General features: G+C 60.7%; 16 protein-coding genes and 5 pseudogenes. 8 read left to right on the forward strand and 13 right to left on the reverse strand.

All coding sequences use genetic code 11. The annotated features are described in order from the left end of the window. Nucleotides 1-67 precede the first annotated feature (67 nt). Together OMK73_RS16075 and OMK73_RS16080 are read right to left on the reverse strand one after the other, a co-directional pair. Nucleotides 68-295, reverse strand: a pseudogene (locus tag OMK73_RS16075) (Tn3 family transposase); the annotation flags it as partial. Nucleotides 296-487: 192 nt separating this feature from the next. After that, nucleotides 488-673: pseudogene (locus OMK73_RS16080) on the reverse strand (IS3 family transposase); the annotation flags it as partial. On the opposite strand from OMK73_RS16080, the pseudogene OMK73_RS16085 reads away from it, so the two are divergent. Next, nucleotides 666-1,780: pseudogene (locus OMK73_RS16085) on the forward strand (epoxide hydrolase family protein); the annotation flags it as partial. The pseudogenes OMK73_RS16080 and OMK73_RS16085 sit on opposite strands and share 8 nt — an antisense overlap. 322 nt (nt 1,781-2,102) lie before the next feature. Here OMK73_RS16085 and OMK73_RS16090 read toward each other — a convergent pair. Beyond that, a complete protein-coding gene (locus OMK73_RS16090) occupies nt 2,103-2,735 on the reverse strand; it encodes an FMN-dependent NADH-azoreductase (RefSeq protein ID WP_267602918.1) in 633 nt (210 codons plus the stop codon). A gap of 94 nt (nt 2,736-2,829) precedes the next feature. Here OMK73_RS16090 and OMK73_RS16095 point away from each other — a divergent pair. Continuing rightward, a pseudogene (locus OMK73_RS16095) lies at nt 2,830-2,940 on the forward strand (LysR family transcriptional regulator); the annotation flags it as partial. Nucleotides 2,941-3,129: 189 nt separating this feature from the next. On the opposite strand, the gene OMK73_RS16100 reads toward OMK73_RS16095, so the two are convergent. The 4 genes from OMK73_RS16100 to OMK73_RS16115 all read right to left on the reverse strand — a co-directional run bounded on the left by OMK73_RS16100 (nt 3,130) and on the right by OMK73_RS16115 (nt 6,393). Continuing rightward, a complete protein-coding gene (locus OMK73_RS16100) occupies nt 3,130-3,555 on the reverse strand; it encodes an organic hydroperoxide resistance protein (RefSeq protein ID WP_267602919.1) in 426 nt (141 codons plus the stop codon). A gap of 62 nt (nt 3,556-3,617) precedes the next feature. Next, a complete protein-coding gene (locus OMK73_RS16105) occupies nt 3,618-4,328 on the reverse strand; it encodes an SDR family NAD(P)-dependent oxidoreductase (protein ID WP_267606399.1) in 711 nt (236 codons plus the stop codon). A 365-nt stretch (nt 4,329-4,693) separates the two neighbouring features. Then, nucleotides 4,694-5,593 carry an N-acyl homoserine lactonase family protein gene (locus tag OMK73_RS16110; RefSeq protein WP_267602920.1) on the reverse strand — a complete coding sequence of 300 codons (900 nt, stop codon included), beginning with the start codon at nt 5,591-5,593 and terminating at the stop codon, nt 4,694-4,696. Between the two features lie 143 nt (nt 5,594-5,736). After that, on the reverse strand, nt 5,737-6,393 hold the full coding sequence (locus OMK73_RS16115; RefSeq protein ID WP_267602921.1) for a hypothetical protein: 657 nt from the start codon (nt 6,391-6,393) through the stop codon (nt 5,737-5,739). 106 nt (nt 6,394-6,499) lie between these two features. Here OMK73_RS16115 and OMK73_RS16120 point away from each other — a divergent pair, with 106 nt between their 5' ends. From OMK73_RS16120 to OMK73_RS16135, 5 genes are all read left to right on the forward strand, one after another. Further along, nucleotides 6,500-7,690, forward strand: coding sequence for a mandelate racemase/muconate lactonizing enzyme family protein (locus OMK73_RS16120; RefSeq protein WP_267602922.1), 1,191 nt, complete (start codon nt 6,500-6,502; stop codon nt 7,688-7,690). Nucleotides 7,691-7,874: 184 nt separating this feature from the next. Continuing rightward, nucleotides 7,875-8,570: an MFS transporter gene (locus OMK73_RS38335; RefSeq protein WP_324291738.1), complete on the forward strand. Its 696-nt coding sequence runs from the start codon at nt 7,875-7,877 to the stop codon at nt 8,568-8,570. Further along, a complete protein-coding gene (locus OMK73_RS38340) occupies nt 8,567-9,211 on the forward strand; it encodes an MFS transporter (RefSeq protein ID WP_324291739.1) in 645 nt (214 codons plus the stop codon). Before OMK73_RS38335 ends, OMK73_RS38340 begins: the two co-directional genes overlap by 4 nt. Beyond that, a complete protein-coding gene (locus OMK73_RS16130) occupies nt 9,212-10,219 on the forward strand; it encodes a 2-dehydropantoate 2-reductase (protein ID WP_267602923.1) in 1,008 nt (335 codons plus the stop codon). A gap of 201 nt (nt 10,220-10,420) precedes the next feature. Continuing rightward, entirely contained in the window at nt 10,421-11,101 is a 681-nt protein-coding gene (locus OMK73_RS16135) for a GntR family transcriptional regulator (RefSeq protein ID WP_267602924.1), read from the forward strand. A 156-nt stretch (nt 11,102-11,257) separates the two neighbouring features. On the opposite strand, the gene OMK73_RS16140 is transcribed toward OMK73_RS16135, so the two are convergent. From OMK73_RS16140 to OMK73_RS16150, 3 genes are all read right to left on the reverse strand, one after another. Then, nucleotides 11,258-11,812: a thioredoxin family protein gene (locus OMK73_RS16140; protein ID WP_267602925.1), complete on the reverse strand. Its 555-nt coding sequence runs from the start codon at nt 11,810-11,812 to the stop codon at nt 11,258-11,260. A gap of 64 nt (nt 11,813-11,876) precedes the next feature. Continuing rightward, complete coding sequence (locus OMK73_RS16145) at nt 11,877-12,296, reverse strand: organic hydroperoxide resistance protein (RefSeq protein ID WP_267602926.1); 420 nt, start codon at nt 12,294-12,296, stop codon at nt 11,877-11,879. A 69-nt stretch (nt 12,297-12,365) separates the two neighbouring features. Further along, on the reverse strand, nt 12,366-12,767 hold the full coding sequence (locus tag OMK73_RS16150; RefSeq protein WP_267602927.1) for a hydroxyquinol 1,2-dioxygenase: 402 nt from the start codon (nt 12,765-12,767) through the stop codon (nt 12,366-12,368). Between the two features lie 454 nt (nt 12,768-13,221). Between OMK73_RS16150 and OMK73_RS16155 the strand changes: the two are divergent. After that, nucleotides 13,222-13,386: pseudogene (locus OMK73_RS16155) on the forward strand (IS4 family transposase); the annotation flags it as partial. 2 nt (nt 13,387-13,388) lie between these two features. Here the strand turns inward: OMK73_RS16155 and OMK73_RS16160 are convergent. From OMK73_RS16160 to OMK73_RS16170, 3 genes are read right to left on the reverse strand one after another with little or no spacing between them, the layout of a single operon-like run. After that, complete coding sequence (locus OMK73_RS16160) at nt 13,389-14,240, reverse strand: TolC family protein (RefSeq protein ID WP_267602928.1); 852 nt, start codon at nt 14,238-14,240, stop codon at nt 13,389-13,391. Further along, on the reverse strand, nt 14,177-14,902 hold the full coding sequence (locus tag OMK73_RS16165; protein WP_267602929.1) for a TolC family protein: 726 nt from the start codon (nt 14,900-14,902) through the stop codon (nt 14,177-14,179). Before OMK73_RS16165 ends, OMK73_RS16160 begins: the two co-directional genes overlap by 64 nt. Further along, nucleotides 14,895-18,086: an efflux RND transporter permease subunit gene (locus OMK73_RS16170; protein ID WP_267602930.1), complete on the reverse strand. Its 3,192-nt coding sequence runs from the start codon at nt 18,084-18,086 to the stop codon at nt 14,895-14,897. The genes OMK73_RS16165 and OMK73_RS16170 overlap by 8 nt, the downstream gene beginning before the upstream one ends.

Below are 18,086 nucleotides of genomic sequence, written 5' to 3' on the forward strand. Positions count from 1 at the left end.
CGGCGCGGGGAGCGATCTGCACTTCGTTGATTAGGTTGATTTTTCTGTTCACATTGGAATACATGTTGTTGGCCAGCAAGCTCAGCGCGTCGGCCACCGCCTGCACCTCGTCGACGCGCTTGACCTGCACCCCCACTCGCCCGGTGTAGATCGCACGCTTGAGCGCGTTGAGCGCCTCGCCGCGATTGCGCACCTGCCGCAGTTCTCGCCGGAACGCGGCGTTGACGAAGTAGTCTGCCCGGGAGGTCGCAAGCAGCAATCTGCCGGGTTGTACACCGGCGTCGTAGATCGGATCGCGCTCGTTCCCCTTCGTACCCGAGAAGGTGTCGCGCCATACTAACCTTTGTTCCCAGGCTCCCGCGCCTTCTCGACAGACCCATTTCCTCAGCGAATTCGTGATTCAAGACACTAGAAGTGCATGCGCGCCAGAGCCCAGATGCGGGTACCCTGATGTTGCCCCTGTTTGGTGTAGCTCTTAGCTCTCGGGTTATGCGGCCTTTTTACGCTGTGCCGCATGCCAGCGTTGCTCGTATTGCATGGGGCTGAGATAACCCAGCGTGGAATGCAGCCGTCGGTGATTATAAAAGGCTATCCAGTCCAGCACCGCGTCCATGGCCTCCCGCCGGGTGGCGAACTTTCTTCCGTGCAAACTGGCGGTCTTGAGCCGTCCCCAGAAGCCGACAAGGTGGCCTGAGCGGGAAACGGTAACGGATGCATCGCAAGGCGTGCGGCTCGCGACGATGCAGAAACTCGCGCATTATTGGAACACAGATTACGACTGGCGCAAGGTCGAAGCGAGGCTGAACGCCCTGCCGCAATTCATCACCGAGATCGATGGGCTCGACATTCATTTCGTCCACGTTCGTTCGAAACATCAGAATGCGTTGCCGGTCATCGTCACGCACGGGTGGCCCGGCTCGATCATCGAGCAATTGAAGATTATCGATCCGATGACCGATCCGACGGCCCATGGCGGGACTGCATCGGACGCTTTCGACGTCGTGATTCCGTCGCTCCCGGGCTACGGGTTCTCAGGCAAGCCGACCACGACCGGCTGGGATCCTGCTCGCATCGCGCGCGCCTGGGTCGTACTCATGAAGCGCCTCGGATACACGCGATATGTGGCGCAAGGCGGCGATTGGGGGAACGCTGTCACGGAGCAGATGGCCCTCCTGGCGCCACCGGAACTGCTCGGCATTCACACCAATATGCCGGCCACCGTACCGGACAACATTGCAGAGGCACTCAAGTTCGGCAAGCCTGCGCCGGCCGACCTCTCGGCCGACGAGAGGCACGCGTACGATCAGCTCGACTTTTTCTACAAGCACGGCCTTGGCTACGCCCAGGAGATGGCGAACCGCCCGCAGACGTTGTACGGGATTGAAGATTCACCTGTCGGCCTCGCCGCTTGGATACTCGACCACGACGCTAGCAGTCAGGCGCTCATCGCACGCGTCTTTGACGGTCAGTCCGAGGGACTTACGCGAGACGACATCCTCGACAACATCACGCTCTATTGGCTGACGAAGACGGGGGTCTCGTCGGCTCGACTGTATTGGGAAAACAAGCTCAACTTTTTCGCCCCGAAGCACGTCGCCGTCCCGGTCGCCGTCAGCGTCTTTCCAGATGAGATCTACGCCGCCCCGCGGAGCTGGACAGAGAAGGCGTATCTCAAACTGATTCATTACAACCGCCTCCCCAAAGGGGGCACTTTGCGGCCTGGGAGCAGCCACAGGCTTTCTCGGAAGAGGTTCGCGCAAGTTTCCGGTCGCTGCGCTGAACGCAAAGATGCAGACGACGCCGTAGTGGCGTCCTTCGCGTCGCGCTCGCTAACCGCGCAAGGAGAATTCCTGTGGTCAGCACATACGTCGTTTCATTGTGGGGCAGAACGGCAGCTCTGGAGCGCGTTCGTGACATTCGCAGAAACTAACTGAAGGGCCGGAACGGGTCGGGAAGAGCCGACCGGCAATCGGACGACGGAGGTCGCTTGCCTGCCAGTTTCAGCGGACATTCGAGCGTAGGTTTCGCCCAGACTCGCTGTGAGGCGGCCACGGCAACGCGATGGCCGCCCCGTTCGAAACCGAGTTAGCTGCGGCCTCGTGTCAAAAGTAGCGCGCCAGCGCGCGGGCCTCTTCCGCCGCCTCGAACCGTCCGGATTCCCTGTGCGCCCCCAGCAGGGTCTTCTCGACCAGGATGCCTTGCACGTCGGTGACCCCGACGAATTTCAGCCACATCTCGACATAAGGTCGCTGCAGGTCGTATTCGCGTGCTGGGGTAAACGATCCCGGCGACGAGTAATCGAGCCCGCGCGCGTAGACGACCGCCGCTTTCTTGCCTGCGAGCTTGCCAGCGAAACCCGTGCCGTCGAAAGTGAACAGCACATCCTTATGCGAAATGACGTCGATCAGATGCTTGAGCTTGTACGGAATGCCGAAATTCCACAGCGGTATGCCGAACAGCGATTTGTCCGCCGCGTGAAATGGCGCCGCGAGTTCCTCGATGCGCCTCCACGCCGACTCCTGAGCCGACGTCAGTGCCGTGCCGCCAAGGCTCGCGTACTTCGCCGCCATCGCATGGCCGTCGAATTCCGGCATCACCAGGTTCCAGACGTCCAGCGTCTGGATGGTGTCCGCCGGATTGGTCTCGTGGTAGGCATCAAGAAAGGCGCGGCAGACTTCGATGGAAGCCGAGTCCTGCTTGCGCGGCGAGCATTCGATGTAAAGCAGTTGAGCCATGTCAGAAAGCTCCTGTGGTGGTCAAGTGGAAGCGAGGCAACAAGGGGTACTCGCCAGTGCAACCACAGCGAAGCGCCTCAACGTCAAATAGAGAGTGCCGCTCGACACCGCTCTGCTGCACACGTTCGTCACGGTCGCGGACGTACGCAGCGTTACCGGCGCGGGGCGCCGGTTGCATTTGAGCCAGTCAGCCGTCGGCGCCAAGGCTCATCCTTCGGTTCTTGGGCCACAAGCAGTCCGTGCATGGCGAGTTGCAGAATGGTCTGCTCGAGCACGTTGACGGCTTACGGGCGGTCGAGCAGCAGGTCGAAGTGGGAAGCAATGCGGGACCAGTTTTCGTGAGCCCGTGCGCTGACTACGAGGGGGATCAACTGTTGGTAACAGGATTCGCAAGTTAGACGAGCGTGAGCGTCACGTCGATGTTGTTCCGCGTCGCGTTCGAGTATGGGCACACGACGTGGGCCTTGTTGATCAGGCCCTGAGCGGCCTCCCGTTGCATGCCCGGCAGCGATATTTTCAGCTCGACTTCGATGCCGAAACCATTGGGAATGAGACCGATGCCGACACTTCCGTCGACTGCGACCCCAGCGGGCATGGCGATCTTGTCGCGCGCAGCAACGAATTGCATTGCGCCGATAAAGCATGCGCTGTACCCGGCAGCAAACAGCTCTTCCGGGTTGGTGCCTTGCCCTCCGCCTCCACCAAGTTCTTTCGGCTTCGTTAGCTTCAGCTCCAGTCCGGCTTTCGGTACCACGGCACGGCCATCACGGCCGCCGGTTGCTTGGGCGTTAGCACGGTAGAGAACCTTTTCGATCGACATCGCAAACTCCTTTATTGACGTTTGACGCACACGGGCGCCGGACAGCGGCGCCCGGGAGTGCTTTAGTGACCAGCGCTCTGGCCGCCGTCGACATGCAGGATTTCGCCCGTCACGAAGGGCGCCGAATCCAGATACAAGATGGCGTCCACGATATCGCTCATCTCGCCCATGTGACCAATCGGGTGCAGTGCCCCGAGCGCCTCGTGCGTTTCCGGCGCGTGCATCGGCGACTTGATGATGCCCGGCGCGACGGCGTTGGCGCGAATGCCGCGCTTTGCGTACTCGATCGCAAGCGATTTCGTGGCGGCGTTCAGACCGCCCTTCGTCAGCGATGCCAGCACTGAAGGGACACCGCTGATTGCGTGGTCGACCAAGCTGGTCGTGATGCTGACAACGTGCCCGCTCGAGTTCTTCTCCATTTCGGCAATGGCGAGCTGGGTGATATGGAAGAAGCCAGCGAGGTTCACGCCCGTAACCGCTGCGTAGTCTTCAGCGGTGTACCGAGTGAATGGCTTGGCAACGAAGATGCCGGCGTTGTTGATCAGCGTATCGATGCGGCCGAAGCGTGCCACAGCCTCCGAAATCACGCGGCGCGCGGTAGTCGGGTCGGCGATATCGCCCGCCACCGTCAGAATGTTGGGATCATCCGACGGCCTGATGGTCCGTGCCGTTGCGACAACGCGGTAGTCGCGTTTGCGGAAAGCCTTGACCAGTTCTGCACCAATGCCTTGTGACGCACCAGTAACAATGACGACTTTTTGCGACGTGCTCATGGTAACTCTCGAATAAATGGATTCGGCGTCCTGGCCGATCCGGCCAGCGGTGTCCATGGAGATAAGTCTAGGCGGATCCACGCTGGATTCGAATAGCCACCATGGACAAACAGTAATGCGCGGTTGGTACAAATCATGCGCACCGTCGGCGCGATACTGCGTGGACGCTGCTGAATTGGCACCGAGGCGTCTTACTTCGCTAGCGATACCCACAAATTCTGCTACCGCAGCTTTTGGGCGAACCGAGAAGTGCTCCTTTCCGTCTCCTCGTGCTTTCGCCGCGTTTTTGCATTTGACGTTTGTTAGATGACGACCCCGGCAGGCGCACTCAATCCTGCCAGGGTGCAATGACCAATCACCAAACCTTAGTCGTAGAAAGCAGGGAGCAGCTTAAGCTTGTTGGATTGCTTCTTGTCATGATTGATGAAGAGCTTCGCATTGTACGTTGCAATCAACTGCCTGATTTTTTCCATTGAAGCGATTGATTCTGCATTGTTGGTATTCAATGACGGAACTATGTTTTTCTCGAAATTTCCTTCCAAATGAACAACATCGCCCGACAGGATGATGAAGCCAGAATTCTTGAGATGGACTAGCAGCGACTGGCTGCCGGGAGTGTGCCCTGGCGTGGAAACCAAAATGACGCTCCCGTCGCCGAACACATCGGTATCACCGTCGACAAGCTGAAGGTTCTTCGGCGCGCCCAAAAGTTTACGCGCCAGTGCCATCAATTGATTTACGTTGTCATTCGACCCGTTGGGGGAATGTATCCAGCTATACTCAGCCTGCTGCATCAGAATTGTGGCGTTGGGGAACAAGCTCACGTTACCTATGTGGTCTCCATGTGTGTGCGATATTGCAACCCGAGCGATATTGCCTGGCTTCAGCCCGATTTCGGCGAGTTGATCTGTCACTGTCTTGTCGAGGTGATAGACGATCAATTTCGGTAAAGTGGACCAACCTTTGGGGTCGTTGAACGCTGCTTCAGGAACGCCCGTATCCCAAAGCAACCATTCGCTTCCATGCCTTATCAGCCAGCAAGTAGATGAGAACTCGATACTGTGTCCAGCGTTCTCGCCGGGCGTCCATACCGACTCGTCGTTTGCAAGGGAGCGGCCACAATCCAACCGAAAAAGCTGTTCGGCGACACCGGCCTTGGCGGGATCCGGTAGTTTGGAGCCTGCGTGCGCATTTGGCGCGCCTTCCATCATTAACAAGAAGGCAACCAAGATAAATGACACCGCTGCTTTTGTTTGTCTCAGCATGACCACTACTCCTCAGGGAAAATGCGCGGCTCATCACCGTGCTGCGTTTTACACTGCACAAAACCTAACAACTGAAAAACTGCCAGGCAAACCAATCGCGTTTCTATTGCAGCAATTTGATGAATGTCACTGAGCATGCAATACTAACGGCTTGCCCTTTTAAACAATATAGTGGGCGAGAGCCTTGAACCGCCCGCTGCCGACATTACACACGTTATGCATTTCTCGGGGCCCGAATTGCAGCGGCCCCCGGCTTTGAGAATCAAGTCCGGCTTATTATCGAACTTCGCGACAGCCTCTCCCTCCAGCACATAGGCGCTTTCAATCCCTGGATGAGCATGCCGACCCGTGCAGGTACCTGGCTCTAGTTCAGCAATCACGGCCATTGTCTCGTAGCCCTGTGGGAAGTCGATCGTCTGAAGTGTCGTTCTCGCCTGAGCAAACGCGTTGGTTCCGGCAGCAGCAAGCAAAAAAATGGCAGTCGAAAACACCGCCAATGGTCGCGTCAATGATGACATTTGTCCTCTCCTTAATGAAATCGTTGTTATGCGGTCGTTGTCCGCGGGGAAGACTCTAGGCGGCGCCTTTTTGTCAATAAAGCCATCGAACGGAACATGAATTGTTACATCAAGGAATAAATCGCCTGCCCGTTCATCGAGTGCGACGAAAGAGTCGCAGCCGGGGTAATGCCGCCGGCGGTCAACCGTACAGTCTGGAGGAGCGGCGGCGTATTCGCGCTCTTCGCGCGCACTACGCGGGAAACGGCAGTAACGGCTATTCGCCGACCCATGCGTCGTCACGCGGCCACCTAGGGTTTACCTTAGTTGCCTCTCTGCACCCCCTCGCCTAGATTAATTATTAATTGTTAACAATAAAAGTTATCTGTTATCACTGACGAGGACAACCATGCGTATTGAGCACTTCGAGACCATCTCCTGCGATGCCGGGTGGCGAAACTACTACTTCCTGAAGGTGGTGACCTCCGACGGAACGGTCGGCTGGAGCGAGTATGACGAATCGTTTGGCCCGCCCGGCCTGACCGCGGTCATCGAGCAACTGGGGGCCCGTCTGATTGGCAAATCCGTGTATGACCATGAGGAGGCGTATGGCCGGCTTGCAGCTTCCTTGCGCCCGGCTCCCTATGGGCTCAGCGCCGAGGCCATTGGCGCCATCGAGAACGCGCTGCTCGATGCGAAAGCGAAATCGCTGGGGGTCCCGGTCTACCAATTGCTAGGCGGCAAGCACCGAGACAGCATCCCGATCTACTGGTCTCACTGCGCAACGTGGCGAATCAGCCATCCCAAGCTCTACCAACCGGCCATCGTCGATCTGGACGGTGTCAAGAAGGCTGGCGAGGACGCGCGCAAATCCGGGATTTCCGCGCTCAAGACCAACCTCTTCGTCAACGAGAACGGCAAGCCGCGCCAGTGGATGGCTGGCTTCGGCTCGCCCTACGCGCCGTCGCTCAACGTGGACAAGGCATTGCTGCGCAATCTGCGCGCGCACCTCGAAGCGCTTCGCGATGGTGCTGGTCCGGATGTCGACATCCTGTTGGACCTGAATTTCAACGCGCGCACCGAGGGCTATCTCTCGCTGATCAAGGCCATCAAGGACTTCGACCTGTTCTGGGTCGAGCTCGATATCTACAATCCGGAGGCCATGGCATACATCCGCCAACGGAGCCACGCACCGATTGCAGCGTGCGAGACGCTGTTTGGTATCCGCCAGTTCCTGCCCTATTTCCAGGCGCAGTCGATGGATGTGGCCATCATCGACGCGGTCTGGAACGGCGTGTGGCAAGCGATGAAGATCGCCAACGTGGCAGACGCCTTTGACGTCAACATCGCCCCGCACAACTTCTATAGCCACCTGTCGACCATGATGAACGTTCATTTCGCGGCGGCGGTTCCAAACCTGCGCGTGATGGAGGTCGACGTGGATCGGCTGGCTTGGGATGACCAGTTGTTCACCCATACGCCCGAGATCGTGAATGGTGCCATTCAGGTCCCGAAAGCGCCCGGCTGGGGTTGCGACCCGATCGAAGAAGTTCTGCGCGCCCATCCTCCACAGGTCCGCCGCAGCCATCTCGGTCTGTAAGCCCAATCCCTGGCGTGAGGGAAACAATGCCAAAGGCGGGAACGCCTTTGCCCGTCACGCCTGATCACCACTTACTACTTCCAGTCAGCTTTCGAGGCGGGGTGGAGACCTGTCGTGGATTGACACGACCAGACTCCCCTCGGAAGCCATCAGTCTCACAACAATCTGAACGGATGGCAGGATCATGACGACAGTTTCCACCTCGGCGGCGCAGCAACGCAGTGCGGCCATACACACAAGCGACGAAGTCCGGCGCGTTTACACCAAGGTCACGCGGCGCATTATTCCGTTCCTTTTCATCTGCTATGTGTTTGCCTATCTGGACCGCGTCAACATCGGTTTTGCCGCGCTTCAGATGAAGCATGACCTCGGCTTTTCAGATGCCGTCTATGGCCTTGGCGCCGGCATCTTCTTCATCGGCTATTTCTTGTTCGAGGTGCCCAGCAACCTGCTGCTAGAGAAGATTGGCGCACGCAAGACGCTGATGCGCATCATGGTCGTCTGGGGTGTCATTTCGGCAAGCTGCGCCTTTATCACGAGCCCCACGCAATTCTATGTGGCCCGCTTTCTTCTTGGCGCCTTCGAAGCCGGCTTCTTCCCCGGCATCGTGCTCTACCTGACGTACTGGTATCCGCCCATGATGCGGGGAAAAATCATCACGCTCTTCATGTCGGCGATCGCGGTATCGGGCATCATCGGTGGACCTTTGTCCGGATGGATCCTGGCCAACTTGAGCGATACCTCAGGGCTGGGCGGCTGGCAATGGTTGTTCCTCATCGAGGCGGTCCCGTCCGTTATCCTTGGCGTGCTCGTCATCTTTGTGCTTGCCGACAAGCCGGCCGATGCCCGATGGCTGTCCGCCAGGGAAAAGAGGTCGTGACCCGCGAAGTGGGTACCACAGACTCACATGGTCACGATCACTCCTTCCTGAAGACACTGCGCGACCCGCGGCTGTATGCCTTGTCGATCATCTATTTCACGATTGCCGCTGGCCTCTACATCATCAGCTTCTGGCTCCCCGAGATGGTTCGCAGCTACCACGTGACCAACGCCTTGCACATTGGCATCCTGACGGCGATTCCCTATCTGGTCACGAGCATCGGCATGGTGATCATCGGCAGGCATTCGGACAAGACACGTGAGCGCCGCTGGCACGTTGCGCTGGGCATGATCGTTGCCGCCATCGGCCTGGTAGCCGTGACATTCGTCCATACAAGCCTGCCCATTGCGCTGATTGTGCTGTCGATCACCGCACTGGGCGTTCTGACCGCGATGCCTCTGTTCTGGACGATCCCGACTTCCTATCTTTCCAGTTCCGGCTCGGCGGGAGGGATTGCCGTCATCAACAGTATCGGGCTGATCGGTGGCTTCGCCAGCCCATCCATGCTCGGTTGGGTGAAGACGACGACGGGGTCGCTGGACTACGGCCTGTACACCTTCGCGGCAGCCCTGGTAATCGGAGCTGTTCTCCTGCTCGCCGCCATGCCGCAGCGTTTGCTGCGAGAGGAAGTCCGGCACTGAATGCTTTCGACTCAGGGTTCAAGGCACAAGCAGTCATTGCGCCTTGGCCATGTACAACAATCCTTTGATGGAGTCCCTATGCGAATTCTGGTTCTCGGTGCTGGTGCGATCGGAGGCTACTACGGCGGCCGGCTGGTCCAGCAAGGTGCGGACGTCACCTTCCTTGTGCGCCCCGCGCGGCGCGCCATTCTCGAACGCGATGGCTTGAATATTCGCAGCCAATATGGCGATTTCCATGCGCCCGTGAAAACCGTCACGAAGGACGAACTAAGCGGCAACTGGGATGTCGTCCTGCTGACCAGCAAGGCCTACGATCTGGATTCCGCGATCGAAGCCATCCGCCCTGCCGTAGGCCCAAATACCGCCATCCTGCCGCTGCTGAACGGCATGGAGCACATCGACAAGCTCAACGCCGTATTCGGCGCCAACCGCGTGCTCGGCGGCCAGGCGAAAATCATCGTCACACTCGACAGTGATGGAACGATTCAGCATCTCAATGACTGGTGTTACATCAAGTTCGGCGAACAGTCCGGCGTCATGAGTGACCGCGTGCAAGCGCTGCAACGTGCGTTCCCCCAGGGCGGCGTGGTGGCGAGCGCCGTCCCCGACATCATGCGCAACCTTTGGGAGAAACTGGTCCACCTTTCCACGGTGGCCACCGTCACCACGCTCCTGCGCGCAAGCGTCGGAGAGATCGCCCGGGTGCCTGGTGGCACCGAACTCTTCTACCAGGTGCTTTCGATCCATGCCGAGGTCGCCACGCGAGAGGGATATCCGATGACCGAGGCATTCCTTGCGGAGTACCGCCAGTTGTTCGCCAACAAGGAATCGGCCTATGTCCCGTCGATATTGCGCGACCTGGAAAGGAAATCATCGATCGAAGGAGAGCACATTGTCGGTTACATGCTGGGCCACACCAGGGCACATGGGCTGGACGATACCGTGCACCGGATCTGCTGGATGAACTTGCAAGCGTACGAAGTGCGGCGGGCGACGGGAAGGCTCTGAGCCATCCCGAAGCGGCCCGTGCTGGCGAAGTGACGCCAACACGGCCTATGGTTTTGCGGCTGCCAACAACTAATTGGCCACAATTAACAATCATGATGCAGTTTGGCGGTATCATGGCAAGCATCTTTCCCGTTGCGGCAGACAGGATGGGCGGGCGTTTCCGGTATGGCGATGGAGCCCAGCCTGCCAGGACAAGCAAACATGAGTACTCGCGTTGAAATTGACAAGCGCAGCCTGGACCGACAGGCTGCCGACTGGATCCGGGACGCCATCTTTTCCGGTGATTTGGCGCCTGGCTCAAAGCTCACGGAAATCTCCCTTGCGACGCAAATCGGCCTTTCCCGCTCGACGGTTCGCGCAGGCATGCAGCGCCTGGCTACTGAAGGCCTGCTGATCCAGCACGCGTATACCGGATGGGAAGTCGTATCGCTTTCAGCAGAAGACGCGTGGGAACTCTATACACTGCGCAGTAACCTGGAAGGGATGGCCGCACGGCTAGCGGCCGCAAACATCGACAATGCCGGCCGCAAGCGACTACACGAGGCCCTGGCGGATCTGAAATCCGCCATCGCGGATATGGACCGCAGACGCATCGCTGAGGCCGACCTGGCCTTTCATAAGACCGTCGTTGCGCTGTCACGGCATCGTCGCCTCATCGTCCAGTATGGACTGATCAGCGATCCGGTCATGCTGTACATCCTGATGACCACAAAATTGATGGAATATTCCGAAGCCATCTATGCCGAGCATGAGCATATGGCCGCGGCAATCCTGCAGGGGGACACGACGGAAGCCGAGAAGCTTGCCCATGACTACGCACAGATGCACGGCGAACACCTAGTGAAGGTTCTGCGAACGCAAGGCGAGTCCCAGGAAGCCTGAGCGGGGGGCGACGCTGTAGGCAATTGCGTGAATGTGCCCAGACGACCGCGCGATGGATGCGTGGCGATCGTCCTGGTCGCACATATCAGCCAGCGCTGTTGTAGGTGGCATGGTGTGGCAACGAGAGCTCTTGTGAGCAACGGGCGACCAGCCCCTTTACTGCATCTGCGCTGCCTTGCGTTCCGCCAAGAGTTTCTGAATCTCCGCTTCCGTCTCCTTGTACTGTCCCTCGCCGTAGTGCTGATAGACGATGCGGCCGTTGGCATCGATCAGGTACGTAGCGGGCCAGTACTGGTTGCGGAACGCTGACCATGTTGCATACATGTTGTCCTGCGCCACGGGGTAACGGATGTCGAAGCGTTTGAGCGCTGCCTGCACGTTGTCCGTCGACTTCTCGAACGGAAACTCCGGCGTGTGCACGCCCACTACAACCAGTCCCTGATCCTTGTACTTGTCGTGCCACTGCTTGACGTACGGCAGCGTGTTCACGCAGTTGATGCACGAGTATGTCCAGAAATCCACCAGCACTACCTTGCCGCGCAGCTGCTGCATCGTCAGCGGTTCCGAATTAAGCCAGTGGTCGATGTTCGCGAACTCCGGGGCCTTGCCCTGATCGCCCACCTTGGGGCTCTCCGCAATGGCGCCGGTGCCGAAGGTATAGATCGCAGCAATGCCGGCTGCGGCCAGGATGGCACGAATAAGGTTACGCATGATTCAGGCTTCAGAGTTTGGATGTCTTGCCCCTCGTCCGCACGGCGAGCGAGGGGTGCAGGGATCAGACCAGCACGGTTTCGATATGGACGTTGCCATGCAGCGCCTTCGAGTACGGGCACGTACGGTGCGCGGTGTCTACTAGCGCCTGAGCCACCTCTCGTTCGATACCGGGGATATGCACGCGCAGGCGTGCCTGCAGGAAGTACTCGATGCCCGCAGTGCCCAGGTCCACTTCCGTATCCACGGACAAGTCTTCCGGTAGTTTGATCTTCTGCTTGCCTGCGGCCAGGCCGATGGCACCGATGAAGCATGCCGACCAGCCGGCGGCCAGCAGTTGCTCCGGGTTGGTGCCCTGCCCCTTGCTGCCCGGCGACGACAGTTCGATGTCGAGCCTGCCATCATCGCTTCGAGCCGTGCCATCGCGGCCGCCAGACGTGATGTGGACCTTGCCGGTGTACAGGACTTTCTCGATGCGGGTCATAATGCGCTCCTTCTACAGTTCAATGGGTGTTCAACAGCGGATTGACGAGGGTTGTGCGATGGGCGGCGATCAGGCATAGGCACCATCGAGGTACGGATCGACCGTGCGGGCCGGATCGGCCGACACACCGGTGCGATCCATGCCAGCGATGGTGCGGGCGCCGTCGTAGTACGGATCGACGGCGCGGGCCGGATCGGCCGACAGGCCGGTGCGGTCCATGCCAGCGATGGTGTGTGCGCCGTCGTAGTACGGGCTGCGCTGGTCCTGCACGGAACGTGCGCCTTCCGCGTACGGGTCGCGGGCGTCTGTCGCCGAATGGGCACCTTCACTGAATACATCGCGGGCATCCTGGACGGAGCGGGCGCCACCCAAGTACGGGTCACGGGCATCGAGGACGGAAGCCTCCGCGCCGGCAGCGGCGGCAACCAGGGCGACGGCGAGGACGAGGCGCTTGGCGTAGTTCTTGGACACGATCAGTTTCCTTTGCATTGATTGGTTTGAGAAATGCGGTTTGCGTTGTCAGCTATGGCGAAGCAGCGTTTTCGCTTCGTCGGTTGTGCGTTGCGCTGCCACGGAACGTATTTAAGACGGCTCACGTATCGCGCCCGTAGCGAAATACGGGCCGTAGTGTCAGGGAACGTATCGGTGCCGTCGGCTGATACAAATGCGTACAAAAAGGAAAGGAAACGGCGGCGAGGCGTCCCGGAATAGCCATGGGAAGGCACGGGAGAGCAGGAAAGTCGAGGCGAATAAGGCACACAGTGGCGCGAAAAGCAATATGGCCGCGCCAGAAGCTGGCGCGGCCATGCGGAAGCCGCGGTGGCCGAAATGGCTTGGGCGATGTCTCCCTTAGCCGATACGGATCTCGGCGATCAGCGCCGAACACGCCGCACCAGCAAAGACACCAGTTACGCTCAATTAGATGATTCGCCTGGTGGCCTCTCTGGGCGGATTCCTTGGGCGCAAGAGTGATGGCGAACCCGGCGCCAAAACGAGCTGGATCGGCATGCAGCGAACAATGGATCAGAAGCCAGCAGATTCGCTGGTAGCGCGAGTGCTAGCCCAACCCGGATGCAGTCTGCAGGAATAAATTCAGCGCGCGAAACTCGGCTTGCCCTCCGAGCCTGGCGCCGTCTCTGACGGCTGGTGCGGTAATGCAGTGCTTGAATCTGACACGCCATCCTTTCCCACCTCGAAGGCTTCCCACCCGCCGCCGAACGACGTGAACACCGCCACCAGCGCCAGCGCGGTGTCCTGCTGCGTCTGCGCCAGCTGGTCCTGCGCGGTCAGCAGGGACCGCTCTGAATCCAGCACGTCCAGGAAGCTGGCCGCGCCGTCCCGATAGCGCTGGCGCGCCAGCACCGCGGCGCGATCCGCCGCCTGCGCGTTGGATTCCAGCGAGCGCCGCCGCGCCAGTTGCCTGCCGTAGCCGTATAGCGAATTCTCGGCATCTTCGAGCGCGCCGAGCACGATTCGCTCGAAGCTCGCCAGGGCGCCCTGCTGCCGGGCGTCCGACGCCTGGATGCGTGCGCGCACGGTATGCAGGTCGAACAAGGCCCAGCGAATACCCGGCACGATCGTGAAGGTGTCATAGCGCGACTGCCCGATGCCCGAGAAAACCGGAGATACATAGCCCGCCAGCGCCGACACCGATATCTGCGGATAGAGATCGGCGGTTGCCACGCCGATATCGGCGGTAAATGCCGCCAGCGTCCGTTCCGCGACACGTACGTCGGGACGGCGTCGCAGCAGATCCCGGGGTGGCGGGATATTCAATGTGGGCGGCGTCTCGGGGATCGGCGCCGTTGCCAGCAGCGTCTCGTCGCGCTCCTCGGGAAAGCGGTCGGTCAGCACGGCCAGGCGGTTGCGGGACTGCTCGATTAGAATCTCAAGCAGCGGCACCGAAGCCATGGTGAAGTCGAACTGGGACTGCGCGCGCGCCACGTCCAGCGCATTCCCGCGCCCGGCCTCCAGGCGGTTCTGGGTGAGCTGCAGCGTCTCCTCTGGGTCTGCGCGTTCTGCACCGCTAGCAGGAAGCGCCGCTGCGAGCCGCGCAGCGTCACGTAGCTCCTGGCTACCTCCGCGATGAGGGAAACCTGGACATCGTGCAGGCTGGCCTCGCTCGCTTGCACGCGCGCCGCTGCCCCTTCCACCGAGCGGCGGGTACGTCCGACCACGTCGATTTCCCAGTTGGCGGTGGCGGCAACTGAATAGAAATTGCCGATCCGCGGCTGCCCCGGCGACAGCGTGGCCGTCGACTGCTCCTGTCGTTCGAACGAAGCCTCCACCTGGCCATGCGGGAAATAATCGTAGAAGAAGATCCGGTAGTCGGCCCGTGCCTCGTCGATACGGGCTTGCGCAATCCTGATCGAAGGGCTCCTGCGCACGGCTTGCTCGATCAGGCGGGTCAGCGTGGGGTCGCCGAGGCTATCCCACCAGCGGACCTCGGGCTGTCCGGCCACCGATGCATCTGGCGCGCTGATCAACAGCTCGGGCAATGGCGTGTCCGGCTGCTTGTAATCCGGGCCGACGGCGCAGCCGGGCAGGGCCGACACCAGCGCGCTGGCCAGCGCCAATGCGCAACCCGTGCGTCGCGCGCTAGCCATGACCACCCTCCTCCGCTGGCGCGGCAGGAACGGTTGGCGCCGAAGGCTTGCTGCGGCGAGCCGATAGCCGTCGTATCGCCACATACACCACCGGTGTCAGCACCAGGCTGAATATGGTCACCCCGATCATCCCCCCGAACACCCCGATGCCGAGCGCCTTGCGCATCTCTGCTCCGGCGCCTTTGGACGTTACCAGTGGCAGCACGCCAAAGATAAACGCAAAGGAAGTCATCAGGATCGGCCTTAGCCGCAGCTTGGCCGCCTCCACGGCAGCCTCGAACGTGGCCGTGCCGTCCTCCTCGAGCTGGCGGGCGAATTCCACGATGAGGATTGCATTCTTGGCGCCCAGCGCGAGCAGCACCAGGAAACCGATCTGCGTGAAGATATTGTTGTCTCCGCCCGCAAGCCACACCGCGCCGATCGACGCCAGCAGCGACAGCGGCGCGACCAGCACGATGGCAATCGGAATCGCCCAGCTTTCATACAAGGCCGCGAGCGCAAGGTAGACGATCAGCACGCTTAGCGGAAAGATGAACAGCGCGCTGTTGCCGGCCAGTTTTTCCTGCAGGGCCAGCTCGGTCCATTCGATGGAAAACCCGGCGGGCAGGTTTTCCTTGGCCAGCCGCTCGATCGCGGCAATGCCCTGGCCGCTGGAGGTCGTCGGCAGCGTCACCGCGTTGATATCGGCAGAGGTGTACATGTTGTAGTGGTTCACCACCTCGGGTCCGCTGTCCACGCGCGCCGTCACCAGCGTGCTCAGCGGTAGCATGTCGCCGCGCATATTGCGGGTACGGAGCTGGCCCACCTGCTCGGGCTCCATGCGGTATTCGGCGTCGGCCTGGAGGTAGACCCGGTAGTTGCGGCCGAACCGCGTGAAATCATTGACGTAAAGCGAGCCCAGGTAGGCCTGCAGCGAGTCGAAGACATTGGCGAGCGGCACGTCCTGGGACTTTGCCTTGGTGCGGTCCACGTCCAGGCGAATGGTGGGCACGCTGTTGCGGAAGGTGGTGAAGGCCCCCGCGAACCCCGGCTCGGTGGCGACCTTGCCGATCAGCCCGTCGGTGGCCTTCTGCAGCGCCTGCAGGCCCTCTGCGCCGCGGTCTTGCACCTGCAGCTTGAGGCCGCCGACATTGCCGATGCCGCTCACCGGCGGCGGCGGGAAGGCCGCGATAAAGGCGCCGGTAATTGTGGACAGCGTGCGCATTGCGTCGGCGCGGATGGCATCGGCGGACTGGGCCTTGCCCGCGCGGTTCTCGAACTCGCCCAGGATCGGGAACAGCACCCCGGCGCTGCTCGAATCGCTGAACCCGTTGAAGATGTCCACGCCGGCAAACATGGGCACCTTGATCACGCCCGGAATCTTCAGCAGCGCGTCGGATGCCTGGCGCATCAGTACCGATGTACGGTCCAGCGACGCGCCGTCCGGCAGCTTGACCGCGACGACGAAGTAGCCCTTATCCTGCGTCGGCACGAAGCCGTTGGGCACGGATTTAAAGCCAAGCGCGGTCAGCGCCACCAGCCCCAGATACAACACGGCGATCAACAGCGGCATGCGGATCAGCTTGCCGGAAAGGCTGCCATAACCGTTGCCCGCCTTGTCGAAGACTTTGTTGAAGCGGGTGAAGAACCAGCCGAACGCGCCGTCGATGCCGCGCTGGACGAAGTCTTTCTTGGCGCCGTGCGGGCGCAGCAGCATGGCTCCCAGGGCCGGTGCCAGGGTCAGCGAATTAAAGGCGGAAATCAGCTCGGCGACCGCCAGCGTGATGGCGAACTGCCGGTAGAACTCGCCGCTGATGCCGGTGATGAAAGCCGACGGCACGAACACGGCGGTGAGCACCACGGCAATGCCTATGACCGCCACGCCGACTTCGTCAACTGTCCGGTAAGCGGCTTGCTTGGCATCCATGCCCTCCGCCAGGTGCCGCTCCATGTTCTCCACCACCACGATGGAATCGTCCACCACGATGCCGATCGCCAGCACCAGGCCGAACAGCGTGAGGCTGTTAAGACCGAAGCCGAACGCGGCCATCGCGGCGAACGTGCCGACCAACGATACCGGCACGGCCAGCAGCGGGATCAGAGAGGCCCGCCAGGTCTGCAGGAACACCACCACCACCAGGACCACCAGCACGATGGCTTCCAGCAGGGTGTGGATCACGGCCTCGATGGATTGCTCGATAAAAGGAATCGTATCGTAGACGTCGTAGGCAATATCGTTTGGGAAGGCGGCCTTGAGCGATTCCATCTTGGCGATCATCGCCTTGTGCGTCTCGAGCGCATTGGCGCCCGGGGTGAAGTAGGTTGGAATGGCGATGGCGTTCTTGCCGGAGAACAGCGAGAACCGGCCGTAGTCCCTGGCCCCCAGCTCCACGCGCGCGACATCGCGCAGCCGCACCACCTGCCCGTCGGCGCCGGTCTTGAGCACGATGTCGGCGAACTCCGTGGCATCGGTGAGGCGGCCCTCCACCGTCAGCACCAGCTCGAAGCTATTGTCGGCCCTGGCCTTCGGCGCCTGGCCGAGCCGGCCCGCCGCCACCTGCACGTTTTGCTCGCGGATGGCGGTGGCCACGTCGGAGGGCGTCAGGTCCCGCGCGGAAACCTTGGCCGGATCGAGCCACACGCGGATGGAGTACTCCCGCGCGCCAAACAACTGCACATCGCCCACGCCCCGTATCCGCGCCAGTTCGTCGCGGATCTGCAGCAGCGCATAGTTGCTGAGGTAGGCAACGTCGTACGTACCCTTCGGCGAATAGAGGAAGAACACGGTGGCAAGGTCCGGCGAGCGCTTGCGCACGTCGATGCCCTGGCGCACCACTTCCGGCGGCAGCCGCGGCTGCGCCAGCGCGACGCGGTTCTGCACCAGCACCTGCGCACGGTCCACGTCGGTACCGGAGCGGAAAGTCACCGTGATGGTCAGGCCGCCGCTGTTGGTGGCCGTCGAGGACATGTACAGCATGTCTTCCACGCCGTTGACCTGCTCCTCGATCGGCTGCGCCACGGTCTCCGCGACAACCGAGGCATTGGCACCGGGATAGGACGTGGTAATGCTGACCGTCGGCGGCGCAATGTCGGGATACTGCGTGATTGGCAGGCGCAGCATCGCCACGATCCCGACCACCACCGTCATGATCGCGATGACCCAGGCAAACACGGGCCGATCGATGAAGAAATGGCCGAAGCGCAT

Origin of the sequence: Cupriavidus sp. D39, assembly GCF_026627925.1 — a bacterium.
In the GTDB taxonomy this organism is placed as follows: domain Bacteria; phylum Pseudomonadota; class Gammaproteobacteria; order Burkholderiales; family Burkholderiaceae; genus Cupriavidus; species Cupriavidus ulmosensis.